Consider the following 12,813-nt stretch of genomic DNA (forward strand, 5'->3'; position numbering starts at 1 on the left):
ATTTCTTTGCGTGTTCGAAACGTTCGGCGAGGTTAGTCCCACGCCGGCGCGAAGCCGGGATTGACGCAGCGGCTGTCTTTCGGCAGCGCGGCGATCTTGTTGCGGTCGGCATCGTCGAGCGTGATCTTCAGCGCGTCGAGATTGGCCTGTTGGCTCTCGAGGCGTGAGGCCTTCGGAATCGCGGCGACGCCATCCTGGTCGAGCAGCCATTTCAGCGCGACCTGCGCGGCGGTCGCGTCGTGCTTGGCGCCGATCTCGGCCAGCACCGGATCGGATGCGACACGCCCCTGCGCCAGCGGACAATAGGCGACCAGCGGGATCGACTTGGCCTGGAGATAGGCCAGCACCTTCGATTGATCGAGCATCGCGTGATATTCGATCTGATTGCAGGCGATCGGCGCCTTGATGTCTTCGACCACGGTCTTGAGCAGCGCGGTGGTGAAATTGGCGACGCCAATCGCCCGCGTGCGCCCCTCCTCCTTCAGCTTCATCAAGGCCTCGAACACAGCACCCCAGTTCGCGGCCTTGGACGGCCAGTGCACGAGATAGAGGTCGACATGGTCGAGCCGGAGTTTTTTCAGGCTGGCGTCGAAGGCGCGGCGGATTGCTTCGGGTGCGAGGTTCTCGTGCCAGACCTTGGTCGTGATATGCAGCTCGCCACGCGGCACGCCGGCCGCTGCGAGCGCCGCGCCGATCGGCTCTTCGTTGCCGTACATCTCGGCGGTGTCGATATGGCGATAGCCGATCGACAACGCGCTCTCGACCGCCGCGCGGCAGGCATCGCCCTGCATGCGGAAGGTGCCGAGGCCGAGCTTGGGCATGCTGATGCCCTGTGTCTTCAGATTGTCCATGAAAAGGCTCCTAAGATATTTCAGCCCACCGGATGCGCGCGGCGATGCCGCGTGAGCAGACTCTTCGGTGATGGAAAAGAGGTGGCGGGAAGGTACAGCATAGCGTGGGAGCCGCACGAGCGCCAATCAAGATCGGGTTAGCGCTCGAAGCTGACGCAATAATGGTCTTGAAGCTCTCGACGGTCGAGCACTCCACCTGCATCCGCGCCGGCCGGTCGGCGCGCGCCCAGATCACGGCGGAGCCATCCGAGGCGTCGCCGGACTGGATGCCGCCTGCGATCTGCGGACGATCGGCGGCGCGGCTGAGATGTGGCTTTGCGAGCGTGGCGACGGCGAGGCCGGAGGTGGAGCGGACCAGGAATTGCCGCCGGGTCCAGGCGCGCGACGCGCGGAGCGATGCCATTCAGGAAACCTTCGTCGAATCGCGACGGAAGATGCCTGCGTCGTTTGACTCCGGCTTACGGTTTCTTGACCCCGGGCCTACGGTTCTGCGAGGTACGGATGACGGCTCGGAACTGACCTAGCGCTGCCAGTTGCAGATGCCGCCGGAGCGGCAGGGCCAGGTCTGGATGCGGGTATCCCTCGCTTGCGCGTCGAGCGGATTGCCGTGGCGATGCGCGAGCTTGGTGCGCGCCGCGCCGCGTGGCTGCGCGGACCTGGCATGCGCAACCTTGGGGTGCGCTACTTTGGCGTGCGCGACCTTCGGCTCCGACACATGCACGCGTTCGGCCGCGACTTTCTTCGGCACGCCGAACGGCTCGGCGCGCGCCTGCGCCTCGTTGCCGCCGCGCGCCTCCAGCGCGAGCGGCGCGAATTGGGTTTCGGGCCCGAGCCGCTTCGGCGACAACACGGCCTTCGAAAGATCGAGGCCTAGATACTCACTCGGCTTGTACTCGTCAGCGCGCGCGATGCCGCCCCATGCGAGCACGAGGGCAACGGCAACTGCAAAATGAACGCTCTTCAGGACCACGGACGCCTCCTGAAATTGATTGTTAAGAGGTAATTTACCTCTATTTATTTAGGAGGCGTCGCGCGCAATTCCAGCGGTCAACTGCCGCCGTGGTTAAGAAGTTGGCGGTGTCAGGCGACCCTTTGCGGTGCACCGGTCCCTTCAAGGAACCCCATCAGACGGTTGCGAATGATGGTTTCCGCCTCAGCCATGATCCTGTCGACGAGTTCCTTGCAGGTGGGGATGTCGTGGATGAGCCCTGCGACCATGCCGCAGCTCCAGGCGCCTGCATCCATCTTCCCGTCCAGCATGATCCTGGGATAGACGCCCGCGACCTGATCGTGGATGTCGTCGATCTTGAGCTTGTCGCCCTTCTCGCGTTCGATCTCGAGCAGGCGGTCGACATTGGCGTTCTTCAGCACGCGCTCGGTGTTGCGCAGGCTCCGCATGATCAGGCGGGTGTCGAGTTCGGTCGCCGCGACCAGCGCGTTCTTCACGTTCTGATGCACCGGCGCTTCCTTGGTGGCGATGAAGCGCGTGCCCATGTTCATGCCGGCCGCACCCAGCGACAGCGCCGCGACCAGGCTGCGTCCGTCGGCCATGCCGCCGGAAGCGACGAACGGGATCTTCAATTCCTCCGCCGCGCGCGGCAGCAGGATCATGTTGGGAATGTCGTCCTCGCCGGGATGGCCGCCGCACTCAAAACCGTCAACGCTGACGGCGTCGCAGCCGATGCGCTCAGCCTTCAGGGAGTGGCGCACCGAAGTGCATTTGTGGATGACCTTGATGCCGGCCGCCTTCAGCGCCGGCATGTAGGTTTCCGGGCTGCGGCCCGCGGTCTCCACGGATTTGACCCCGCCCTCGACGATCGCGGCGATATATTCAGGATAAGGCGGCGCGGCGAAGGCCGGCAGGAAGGTGAGGTTCACGCCGAACGGCTTGTCGGTCATGTCGCGGCAGCGCGCGATCTCTTTTGCCAGCAGCTCCGGCGTCTTCTGCGTGAGACCGGTGATGATGCCGAGCCCGCCCGCATTGGAGACGGCGGCCGCCAGCTCGGCAAAGCCGACGAAATGCATACCGCCCTGGATGATGGGGTGCTCGATGCCGAACAGTTCGGTGATCGCGGTCTTCACTTAAGTTACCTCCCGGACTTTTGCTTGGTGTTCGGACCAGTCTAGCCGGACTTTTGCGCCGCGGTCACCCTTTCTGTCCCAACGGTCGTTGGCTCAATGTCCCTTTGCCGGCGCGTTCAGATTGATTGGCCGCAGCACGGCGGCAGTGGGGATCATCAGCACGGCAACAACCGCGAGGGTCCAGAACACGTCGATATAGGCGAGCAAATCGACCTGCTGCTGCAAGATGCGGCCGACCCAGGCGACGGCCTGCGAGGCCGCATCGCTCGCGCTCGAGCCCTGAGCCTGGAAGAAGCGGGTCATCGTCTCGATGTTCTGCTGGTAGCCGAGATCGGATGGCGCGGCGTGCTCGATCAGCCGGCTCTGGTGGAATTGCTGGCGCTGCGCCAGGACCGTCTGTGCCAACGCGACGCCCATGGAGCCGCCGATGTTGCGAGCGACGTTGATCAGCGCGGAGGCTTGGTTGGTCTTTTCAGGCGGCACGCCGTCGTAGGACGCTGTCGTGACCGGCAGGAACAGGAAGGGCAGACCGAGGGCGAGGAAGATGCGCGACATCGCGGCGTAGCCGTAGGTGATGTCGCCGGTGAGCCCCGTGAGATGCCACATCGAGAACGCGACGATGGCAGCGCCGAGCATGATGAGATATTTCGGCTGCACGATGCCGGTGAGGCGGCCGACCACGGGCATCAGCACCAGCGTCGCGATGCCTCCGGGTGACAATGCGAGACCGGCGAGCAGCGCAGTGTAATTCAGTTCGGTCTGGAGCAGTTGCGGCAAAAGCTGCGTTGTGGAGATCAGCACCGCACCGGTAGCAAGCATGACCAGGAAGCAGGCGGCGAACTGGCGGCGGCCGAGCAGGCGGAGATCGACGATGGGATCCTCGCGTGTCAGCTCCCAGGGGATCAGCGCAAGCAGTGATACGGCCGAAAGCAAGGCGAAGAACACGATCATGTTCGAGCCGAACCAGTCGCTGCGCTGGCCTTCGTCGAGCACGTATTCGAGCGAGCCGAGCCCGGTCGCGACCAGCAGGAAGCCGACATAGTCGACCCGCAGCCCCTTGCTCAGCAGCTTCTTCCTCTCCTCCTCCGCGCCCGACGGCTCCTTGACCAGCGTGCCGACCAGGAACAGCGACAGCACCCCCATGGGGACGTTGATCAGGAACACCCAGTGCCAGGTGTAGGTGTCGGTGATCCAGCCGCCGAGCGTCGGTCCTATCACCGGCGCCACCACGACGGCGATGCCATAGATCGCAAAGGCCTGGCCCCGCTTGTGCGGCGGGAAGGAGTCGGCGAGGATCGCCTGCTCACTGGTCGCCATGCCGCCGCCGCCAAGGCCCTGAAGGATGCGGAACAGCACCAGCGCCTGCAAATTCCATGCGAAGCCACACAAAAGCGAAGAGACCGTGAAGGTCGCAACGCAAATCATGTAGAAGCGTTTGCGGCCGATCACGGTCGACAGCCAGCCCGAGATCGACAGCACAATGGCGTTGGCGACGAGATAGCTGGTGATGACGTAGGTGCTCTCGTCGATACCGACCGCGAGGCTGCCCGCGATGTGTCGCAGCGCGACATTGGCGATGGTGGTGTCGAGCACCTCCATGAAGGTCGCGATCGAGACGACGAAGGCGATCAGATAAGGATTATGACCACCCGCCGCCGAGCGCTCCGGCGACCAGCCGCCCGCGGATGCGCCGCTGTCGACGGCGTCCGTCATCGCACCCTGATCCAGGGCACGACCGACATGCCGGGACCGACAGGCAGATCCGCCGGCCAATTGTCGACCACGATCTTCACCGGCACGCGCTGCACCACCTTGACGTAATTGCCGGTGGCGTTCTCCGCCGGCAGCAGGCTGAACGCGGTGCCGGAGCCCGGCTGCACCGACTCGACATGGCCGGTCAGCTTACGGCCGGGATAGGCGTCGATGCGGATCTCGACCGCCTGGCCCGGCCGCATGTCATTGAGCTGCGTCTCCCTGTAGTTGGCGACGATCCAGACCTCGTCGGGCACGAACATCATCAGGCTTTGTCCCGCAGTAACGAAAGTACCCTTGGCACCACTGAGCTTGACGACGCGGCCAGACTGCGCCGCAACGACGCTGGTATATTGCAGGTTCAACTTGGCCTGATCGAGCTGCGCCTGCGACTGCGCGAGCTGCGCGCGGGCGCCCTCGAGCTGCGCTTGAAGCGTCTTGATGCCCACTTGCGCGGCGGTCACCGCGGTCTTCGCACGTTCAGTGTTGGCCTGCTGCGCCTGAAGATCGGAGCGGGTCTGTTGCTGGCGCTGCACGGTGCCGGCGCCCTTCTCGACGAGATCTTCCGCGCGCTTGAACTCCTCCTGCGAGAACTGGAGCTGCGCCTGCGCTTGTTCGAGCTGCGCCTGGGCCTGCTTGATCTGTTCCTGTTGCGAAACGATCTGGGCCTCGACGTTGGCGATGTTCGCCGTTGAGACCGCAACTTGAGCCGCGGCCTGGTCTATGGCGATGCGATAGTCGCGCTCGTCGATCTTGGCAAGGAGATCGCCGGCGTTGACATGCTGGTTGTCCGTGACCGGAATATCGGTCACATAGCCGCCGACCTTCGCGGCCACCGAAAAGCTGCGCGCCGCGACGAAGGCATCGTCGGTGGATTCATAGTGGCGCACCTGGAGCCAGTAGAGCAGGCCAGCGATCAGGGCCGCGAGCAACACAATGGCGCCGACGGTGGCGAGCAGCCAATGCTCGCGCATCCGATCTCGCAGCGATGGCATCTTCGCCGGCTTCTGATCTTTGGCGTCGCGGGCCTGATCAGGAGATGTCTCCGGAGCTTCCTTCGCCCTCTGCGGCGGCTCCGCGGACGGCCCATGCTCCCGGGTTTGAGCATCCACGGTGAACACCTCTGTCGGTACTAAGCCGCCTCAGTCCGGCTCGCACCGGAGGCCTAACCGCAGTGCGAAGGCATGGTTCCGGCCTGCGCAAGCGACGGTGTCATACGTCAATGTGACTGCTCAAAGAACAAGCGCGGCATCGTGCACGCCGCGCTTGCTGCGAATTCATTATTAACACCTTGCTCAGTGCGTATTGGTCTCATGCCATTTTTCGAGATCGGGTTTCACCTCGCCCGATCCCTGCTCCTTTTCCGGATTGCCTTTCCAGGGCTTGTCCGTTTGCTTGTGCGAACCCCAGTCGCTCTGCTGCCGGGGATCGTCGTTCGGCCGTTCCTTGCTCATCGAACTCCCTTTCCGTGAATCCCTAAGCGAAGGGGACGCCGTAGTAGGAGTTGATACCGCGAACTGCGGCGTCATCACCCCAGTTCCAATCACTCCGTTCGCCGTATTTCGGCGCGCCTTCCAGCTCCTTGGTGGTAATGCCGGTGACGTAGCCGCCAAGCTCCGTGTCGTATTTCAGCGACTGCCACGGCAGCGGATAGTGGTCGTTGCCGAGGCCCAGGAAACCGCCGAAACCGAGCACGGCGTAGGACACCTTGCCGCTGACCTTGTCGATCATCACGCGTTCGATCGAGCCGATCTTGTTGCGATCGGCGCCATAGACCGATGTTCCCTCGACCTTGTCGCTGCCGATCAAACGGCCCATCTCGTTTTGGTCCAGTTCGCCTTGATTCAACATCTCAATTCTCCACTCAGCCAGTATCGAGACAACCCGAATGAGTGAGCGATCGTTCCAGCTTGTTCCGCGTGAGTTGAGGAACATCGCCTGAAACAGGCGGTTCTCTCGACTTCAAGTCCCCGAATCAAAGTTCCTGGAATGAAGAGCCGCCCACGATGTCCCAGACCGTCTCCGACTTCATCGTTCAGCGTCTGCATCAATGGGGAGTGCGCCACCTCTTTGGCTATCCCGGCGACGGAATCAACGGCGTGTTCGGTGCCCTTCAGCGTGCTGAGGGCAAGATCGGCTTTGTCCAAGCCCGGCATGAGGAGATGGCCGCCTTCATGGCGACCGCCTATGCGAAGTTCTCCGGTGAGCTCGGCGTCTGCATCGCAACTTCGGGCCCCGGCGCCTCGCATTTGATTACCGGTCTCTATGATGCCCTGCTCGATCACCAGCCGGTGCTTGCGATCGTCGGTCAGCAGGCACGCAATGCGCTGGGCGGACACTATCAGCAGGAGCTTGATCTCGTCTCGATGTTCAAGGATGTGGCTGGCGCCTACGTCATGCAGGCATCCTCGCCGGCGCAAATTCGGCATCTGATTGATCGATCGATCCGGATCGCGCTGGCCCGGCGGACGCCAACCGTGATCATCTTGCCCAACGATATCCAGGAGGAGCCGTACGAGGATCCGCCGCGCGCTCACGGCACCCTACATTCTGGCATCGGCTATAACGCTCCAAGCATCAAACCTCGTGACGCTGATCTCGACCGTGCCGCCGAAGTGCTCAACGCCGGCAAGAAGGTCGCGATGCTCGTTGGCGCCGGCGCGCTGCATGCCACCGAGGAGGTGATCGCGGTCGCCGACCGGCTGTCGGCCGGCTGTGCCAAAGCGCTGCTCGGCAAGGCTGTGCTGCCCGACGACCTGACCTGGGTCACCGGCTCGATCGGCCTGCTCGGCACCGAGCCCAGCTACAACATGATGATGGAATGCGACACGCTGCTGATGGTCGGCTCCGCCTTTCCCTATGCCGAATTCCTGCCGAAGGAAGGCGCGGCGCGCGGCGTGCAGATCGACATCGACGCCAGCATGTTGTCGATCCGCTTTCCCATGGAGGTCGGCCTCGTCGGCGATGCCGCCGAGACGCTGCGCGCACTGCTGCCGCGACTGAAACCCAAGAGCGATGGCGCCTGGCGCCAGGGTATCGAAGCCGACGTCGCGAAATGGTGGAAGACGCTGGATGACCGCGCACATCAGCCCGCAGCACCGGTCAATCCGCAGCTCGTCGCCTGGGAATTGTCGCCGCGCCTGCCCGACCGGGCCATCATCACCAGTGATTCCGGCTCCTGCGCCAACTGGTTCGCGCGCGACCTGAAGATGCGCCGCGGCATGACGGCCTCGCTCTCCGGCGGCCTCGCCTCCATGGGTGCCGCGGTGCCCTATGCGCTCGCCGCGAAATACGCCCATCCCGACCGCCCCGTGATTGCACTCGTCGGCGACGGCGCGATGCAGATGAACAACATGGCCGAGCTGATCACCGCCGCGAAGTATTGGCGCGACTGGAAGGATCCGCGCTTCATCGTCTGCGTCTTCAATAACGAAGACCTCAACCAGGTAACCTGGGAGCAGCGCATCATCAACGGCGATCCAAAATTCGAGGCATCGCAGCGCATCCCAAACGTGTCCTATTCGCGCTTTGCCGAGTTGATCGGCCTCTCCGGCATCTACGTCGACAGCCCGCAGCTGCTGGGCTCGGCCTGGGAGCAGGCGCTGGCGAGCGAGATGCCGGTGGTGCTGGAGGTGAAGACCGACCCCGAAGTGCCGCCGCTTCCGCCGCACGTCACCTTGCAGCAGGCGAAGAATTTCTCGCTCGCCTTGATGAAGGGCGATCCCAACGAGAGCGGAGTGATCAAGGGGGCGGCGCGGCAGATGTTGGAAAAGATCCTGCCTGGAAAGGAATGAGGTGAAGCATGAGCGATTTCCGCGATATCCAGCACGGCGTCAACGATCCCGTCGATGGCCTCGACGTGAAGCGGCAGATCAACGACAACCGGACGCCGCATGAACGGGCGCAACGCCATGCAGACGTACGTGCCGAGGCCACCGCCACGCCGACCGAGCCGTTTCTGCCTGAACGGCTTCGGCGCAAGCCGACCGATCCCATCAATCCGCGCACAGGGCGGCATCCCACGGATTAGCCGTTAGGAACCTCGGCCCCTGCGGCGTGTTGGTCGGCGCAATGTCGCGCGGGAGGCTGCGCGCTCAACCGGAGGGACCGGACCATGAAACGTACCGTCATCGCCTTTGCTTGCGTGCTTCTCGCAGGCCCCACGCTCGCCCAGTCGCTCGGTGAGAAGACCGGCGTCAACTCGGTGCTCGGCGTCGCGCCTGCGACCGCCGACTTCGTCAAGGAGGTCGCCATCAGCGACATGTTCGAGATCGAATCGAGCAAGCTCGCCGAGCAGAAGGGCAACGCGCAGGAGAAGAGTTTTGCGCAACAGATGGTGACCGACCACACCAAGACCAGCGGCGAACTCAAGGGCCTGGTCAGCGGCGGCAAGGTGCAGGCAACCCTGCCGACAGCGCTCGACAGCTCGCACCAGAGCAAGCTCGACAAGCTCAAGAGCGCGAATGGCAAGGACTTCAGCTCGGATTACAATTCGTACCAGGTCAGCGCCCATGAGGACGCGGTCTCGCTGTTCGAGCGTTACGCCAAAGGCGGGGACAATTCCGACCTGAAGGATTGGGCCGGCAAGACGCTGCCGGCACTCAAGCACCACCTCGACATGGCCAAGGAGCTCGGCAAGGCACCGAGCGTCGGCCAGTCCAAGTAACGAGTTTCCGAGGACGGCGGCTTGCATATGCCACGAGGCAGAGCTCAGGAACCTTCTTTGTCTCCGGGCTTTGCAAGACCGTCATGGGGACATCACGCTTGCAGACCGATGGCCTTAGTCAACGTCAAACCTAACCGGATCGACGTCACGATCGCGAACGAGATCGCTGATCACACCAATTCAGGCGTCGAGCACACCGCGCAGACATTAACCTGGGCCGCCGACGAGCACGTGCTGCTCGCGCTGGCCGCAGCGGGGTGGCTCTATGCTCATATTTGGCAGCCGCAACAGCGGCCCGTGGCAAATCACGTTCTGGCTGTGTCGCTAGCGACGGCCGTTCTGCCTCATGTCCTGAAATCCGTGTTCGATCAGATCAGGCCAGACCGGCTGACCGTACGCGGACACCGACATGGAGTACCCGTCTCAGGACAGGCGCGCGACGCCTTCCCGTCCGGTCACGCGGTCCATTTGGGCGCACTTGCCTCGGCGGCGGGCTTGCTGCCCGAAGCGCCGCGTCGACTGGTGCGCACGGTTGCGGTCGCGCTTTCGCTGACACGGATCGCGGTGCTCGCGCATTGGGCAAGCGATGTGGTCGCAGGATTTGCGCTTGGCGCGGCCGTAGAGAGACTTTTGCGGCCATGGACACTGACGCGATCGTTCCGCGAGCAGGTCAATCGGCGGGAACGGCCGTGACCGAATATGTCCTGCGATTCATTGCCGGTGGCGTCATCGTCTCCGCCTTTGCGATCTTCGGCGATATGCTCAAACCCAAAAGCTTTGCGGGGCTGCTTGGCGCAGCGCCGTCAGTCGCACTGGCGACGCTCGGCATCGCCGTCGTCCAGCACGGCCCGCAATATGCTGCGGCCGAAAGCTGGACGATGATCTATGGCGCGGTCGCGCTCGGCTGCTACAGCGTTGTCGTCTGCCATCTGCTGATCGGATACCGTGTGTCCGCGCTGCCCGCGACCGTCCTCGCTGTTGTCGTGTGGCTTGCGGTCGCCTTCGGCCTGCTCGCCGGCTTCGGAGGTGCGGCCTGATGCCGGTCAAGCTGTCACTCTCCGCGCTAAAGCAGACACGCTGGTACGAATACGGCATTCGTTTCCTGCTCGGTGGCCTGGCGACCGTGCTCACGGGGATACTGGGAGCGCGCTTCGGTGTGTCCGTCGGCGGACTATTCCTTGCGCTTCCCGCCATCTTCTGCGCGAGCGCCACGCTGGTCGAAAGCCATGAGCGCCGCACCAAGGAGAAGGCCGGCCTCAGCGGCACGCGCCGCGGGCAAGAGGCCGCCGCGCTCGACGCGGCTGGCGCCGCTTGGGGAAGTGTCGGTCTCCTGGCATTCGCCGCCGTCTTCCATCTCACCGTGACTTCGAGCGTTCCGGGCGCTTTCGCTGCAGCGTTGATAGTCTGGGCCGTCGTCTCGGTACTGGCCTGGTGGCTCAGGCGCAAGCTTCGCATCGTCTCCCGGAAACCGCACCGATCAGCCCATTCGCTGTCGGCAAAGAGCCCTCCCCTCGCGAAGCGTTAGCTCGCTTTCGCTTGCGTCGAAGGCTGCAATCTCGGCGGTTGAAGGCCCGGGCTGTTGGCCCAGCGCTCTATCTGCTCGATGACCATCTGGTGGCTCGGATTTTGTGGAACCCTCGTGGAATGAGTTTGTTGAGTGGATTACTCAACATACTCATTTTGGGTGATTGACCATGAACGACCTTCGCGCCGAGCGGCTCCAGGTCATGCTGTCACCAGAAGAACTGGCCGCGGTGGACGACTTCCGGTTCAAACATCGCATGCCGACGCGAGCCGCGGCGGTACGCGAGCTCCTCAAGCTCGGACTGGCCGCCGCCGGGGTCGATGCAGGGGCTAATGTCAAATCGAGCAGGTTCGGGGTTTTCGGGCGCGGACCGGACGGCCACACGCACCCGCATCCGCAGCGCGAGTCCGAAGATTAGCCCGGCCTGATGCTCAAGCAAACGGCCCCGGCGCGGGGTGCCAGGGCCGTCCTTGGAGATTGCTTCCGGATCACCGGGGGCATGACAACCGGAAGCATTCCCTCGACTCGTCGCGCGGGGATTCGTTCCTCGTGGAATTAGCCGCTCGGCGCGTCGCCGGAATCATCCGGCACCATGCCGGAGCCGGGTGTCTTGCTGTTGTCGTTCAACTTGGGATCGCGCGTGGCCTCGCGAGAGGGCGAGCCCTCTCGCTTCGACTTGTGCACCGTTTGCGCGCGCTGCTTGTCCCGCGGCTGCTGTTCACCGCGCTGATCTCTGATCATGCCTTGGTCGGAATGGGCCATGATATGCTCTCGCCTCTCTCGTGTCGTCTCGAAGCGCTTACGCGCCTGAGCCTCGAAGGTTCCGAGAGCAAGAGAGGCTGCGGCTAACTATGGGCCGCGTGGACTGCGGCCGTTGCATTTTCATGATGCACCTGCCGCACCGTCGTCACCGTCGCAAATGCGACCGAGACGCCAAAGGCGAAAATGAGAGAAAGAAGAGCCAGACGTGGGCGTGTAGCCATCGCAAACCTCCTTCTGGAATTAAATTCCTGGAATCAAAAAATAACGCGATCGACTGCTCCCGAATGATCGACTGCTCCCGAATAATGAATTGGTGGCTTGCGTTCCGTGAGCCGTCTCACAACGCAGATTCACAAAAACGAGAGCGTCACGCCTCCTGCCTTTGACGGCTGCGGGCCGCAACGGGCGGCACCTCGCCGTCGAGCCAGTCCTGCTCGTTCGCGAGTGCCGTCCATGCCTCCGCCATGCGCAAGAAGCGGTTGTGAGCCGGCTGTCCTTGGGACCGTTCAGCGAGCTGAAGGCAGTTATCGGCATTGTCTCTGAAAGTGTCGGATCGTTTCATGAAGGTAAAATTGGGGACGGAACCTGGGCGCTGCAACAGCCCTTACGGGATCGTAACATTTGCGGAACTTTGGTCATCATCCGCTATTGGCTATCCATGCGGATTCTTGTCGCGATAGTCCTCGCCTCCATCAGCACTGCAGCGCTTGCCGATAGCACCGCCGAGCACAGTCCGGCCGGCCGCACGCCGACCGCAACCGAGGTCATCAGCGACCTCTACACGTTCAGCCGCTTCCAGCAGGGTCTGCTGGAGAGCACCGACCTGAAGGGCAATGCCGAGGTCAAGAACCTCGCCGCCCTGCGTGCCGAAGAAGCGGTCCAGCGTGACAAAGCCCTGAAGCCGATCCAGGAAACGATTGGCACTGAACCGCGCGTCGCCAAGACGACACCGGCGAGCGCGAGCCTGGTCGAGCCCGAAACCTCGGACGGGCCAACTTTCGTCAAAAGCTTCTATGCCGCGCAGATTCCCGAATATCAATCGGTGATCGACCTGCTCGAACGCTATCTCAAGGCACCCGATGATGCCGCGCTTGCGGCGTTCGCGCGCGAGCAGCTCCCGATGTTGCGCTCGCAGGTCAAGGCCGCCGAGCGCACCATGGCGGACAAATAGCCCC

The 12,813-nt window shown here is 63.3% G+C and carries 17 protein-coding genes and 1 pseudogene; 8 read left to right on the forward strand and 10 right to left on the reverse strand.

Going from position 1 to position 12,813, the window contains the following annotated elements; genetic code table 11:
- Positions 1-32: 32 nt before the first annotated feature.
- From IVB27_RS05090 to IVB27_RS05125, 8 genes and pseudogenes are all read right to left on the reverse strand, one after another.
- Positions 33-851, reverse strand: coding sequence for an aldo/keto reductase (locus IVB27_RS05090; protein WP_247441892.1), 819 nt, complete (start codon positions 849-851; stop codon positions 33-35).
- 145 nt (positions 852-996) lie between these two features.
- Positions 997-1,254: pseudogene (locus IVB27_RS05095) on the reverse strand (PhoD-like phosphatase N-terminal domain-containing protein); the annotation flags it as partial.
- A 117-nt stretch (positions 1,255-1,371) separates the two neighbouring features.
- The gene (locus IVB27_RS05100) at positions 1,372-1,821 is read right to left on the reverse strand and encodes a hypothetical protein (protein ID WP_247441893.1); all 450 of its coding nucleotides are present in this window, start codon (positions 1,819-1,821) and stop codon (positions 1,372-1,374) included.
- Between the two features lie 110 nt (positions 1,822-1,931).
- On the reverse strand, positions 1,932-2,933 hold the full coding sequence (locus IVB27_RS05105; protein WP_247441895.1) for an NAD(P)H-dependent flavin oxidoreductase: 1,002 nt from the start codon (positions 2,931-2,933) through the stop codon (positions 1,932-1,934).
- A 93-nt stretch (positions 2,934-3,026) separates the two neighbouring features.
- Complete coding sequence (locus tag IVB27_RS05110; RefSeq protein WP_247441897.1) at positions 3,027-4,646, reverse strand: DHA2 family efflux MFS transporter permease subunit; 1,620 nt, start codon at positions 4,644-4,646, stop codon at positions 3,027-3,029.
- The gene (locus IVB27_RS05115) at positions 4,643-5,797 is read right to left on the reverse strand and encodes an HlyD family secretion protein (RefSeq protein ID WP_247441899.1); all 1,155 of its coding nucleotides are present in this window, start codon (positions 5,795-5,797) and stop codon (positions 4,643-4,645) included. Before IVB27_RS05115 ends, IVB27_RS05110 begins: the two co-directional genes overlap by 4 nt.
- 183 nt (positions 5,798-5,980) lie before the next feature.
- The gene (locus tag IVB27_RS05120) at positions 5,981-6,139 is read right to left on the reverse strand and encodes a hypothetical protein (RefSeq protein WP_247348003.1); all 159 of its coding nucleotides are present in this window, start codon (positions 6,137-6,139) and stop codon (positions 5,981-5,983) included.
- A 22-nt stretch (positions 6,140-6,161) separates the two neighbouring features.
- Entirely contained in the window at positions 6,162-6,536 is a 375-nt protein-coding gene (locus tag IVB27_RS05125) for a PRC-barrel domain-containing protein (protein ID WP_027516524.1), read from the reverse strand.
- Between the two features lie 155 nt (positions 6,537-6,691).
- Here IVB27_RS05125 and IVB27_RS05130 point away from each other — a divergent pair, with 155 nt between their 5' ends.
- The 7 genes from IVB27_RS05130 (at position 6,692) to IVB27_RS05160 (ending at position 11,294) form a co-directional block, all read left to right on the forward strand.
- Positions 6,692-8,479, forward strand: coding sequence for a thiamine pyrophosphate-requiring protein (locus IVB27_RS05130; RefSeq protein ID WP_247441901.1), 1,788 nt, complete (start codon positions 6,692-6,694; stop codon positions 8,477-8,479).
- A gap of 8 nt (positions 8,480-8,487) precedes the next feature.
- Positions 8,488-8,715: a hypothetical protein gene (locus tag IVB27_RS05135; RefSeq protein WP_211397214.1), complete on the forward strand. Its 228-nt coding sequence runs from the start codon at positions 8,488-8,490 to the stop codon at positions 8,713-8,715.
- A gap of 84 nt (positions 8,716-8,799) precedes the next feature.
- Positions 8,800-9,351, forward strand: a complete 552-nt coding sequence (locus IVB27_RS05140; RefSeq protein WP_247441903.1) for a DUF4142 domain-containing protein — start codon at positions 8,800-8,802, stop codon at positions 9,349-9,351.
- A 108-nt stretch (positions 9,352-9,459) separates the two neighbouring features.
- Positions 9,460-10,044 carry a phosphatase PAP2 family protein gene (locus IVB27_RS05145; protein ID WP_247441905.1) on the forward strand — a complete coding sequence of 195 codons (585 nt, stop codon included), beginning with the start codon at positions 9,460-9,462 and terminating at the stop codon, positions 10,042-10,044.
- Positions 10,041-10,388 (forward strand): DUF3147 family protein, encoded by a 348-nt coding sequence (locus IVB27_RS05150; RefSeq protein ID WP_247347993.1) that lies wholly within the window; start codon positions 10,041-10,043, stop codon positions 10,386-10,388. Before IVB27_RS05145 ends, IVB27_RS05150 begins: the two co-directional genes overlap by 4 nt.
- Complete coding sequence (locus tag IVB27_RS05155; protein WP_247441907.1) at positions 10,388-10,876, forward strand: DUF3147 family protein; 489 nt, start codon at positions 10,388-10,390, stop codon at positions 10,874-10,876. The genes IVB27_RS05150 and IVB27_RS05155 overlap by 1 nt, the downstream gene beginning before the upstream one ends.
- Before the next feature lie 169 nt (positions 10,877-11,045).
- Positions 11,046-11,294, forward strand: a complete 249-nt coding sequence (locus tag IVB27_RS05160; protein WP_247347989.1) for a hypothetical protein — start codon at positions 11,046-11,048, stop codon at positions 11,292-11,294.
- A gap of 137 nt (positions 11,295-11,431) precedes the next feature.
- Here the strand turns inward: IVB27_RS05160 and IVB27_RS05165 are convergent, their stop codons facing one another.
- Positions 11,432-11,638 carry a hypothetical protein gene (locus IVB27_RS05165; RefSeq protein ID WP_247441909.1) on the reverse strand — a complete coding sequence of 69 codons (207 nt, stop codon included), beginning with the start codon at positions 11,636-11,638 and terminating at the stop codon, positions 11,432-11,434.
- Positions 11,639-12,005: 367 nt separating this feature from the next.
- Positions 12,006-12,200, reverse strand: coding sequence for a hypothetical protein (locus tag IVB27_RS05170; protein WP_247347985.1), 195 nt, complete (start codon positions 12,198-12,200; stop codon positions 12,006-12,008).
- 96 nt (positions 12,201-12,296) lie between these two features.
- On the opposite strand from IVB27_RS05170, the gene IVB27_RS05175 reads away from it, so the two are divergent.
- The gene (locus IVB27_RS05175; protein ID WP_247441911.1) at positions 12,297-12,809 is read left to right on the forward strand and encodes a DUF4142 domain-containing protein; all 513 of its coding nucleotides are present in this window, start codon (positions 12,297-12,299) and stop codon (positions 12,807-12,809) included.
- Positions 12,810-12,813 lie beyond the last annotated feature (4 nt).

The sequence above is a fragment of the Bradyrhizobium sp. 197 genome, from assembly GCF_023073375.1.
Lineage (GTDB): Bacteria > Pseudomonadota > Alphaproteobacteria > Rhizobiales > Xanthobacteraceae > Bradyrhizobium.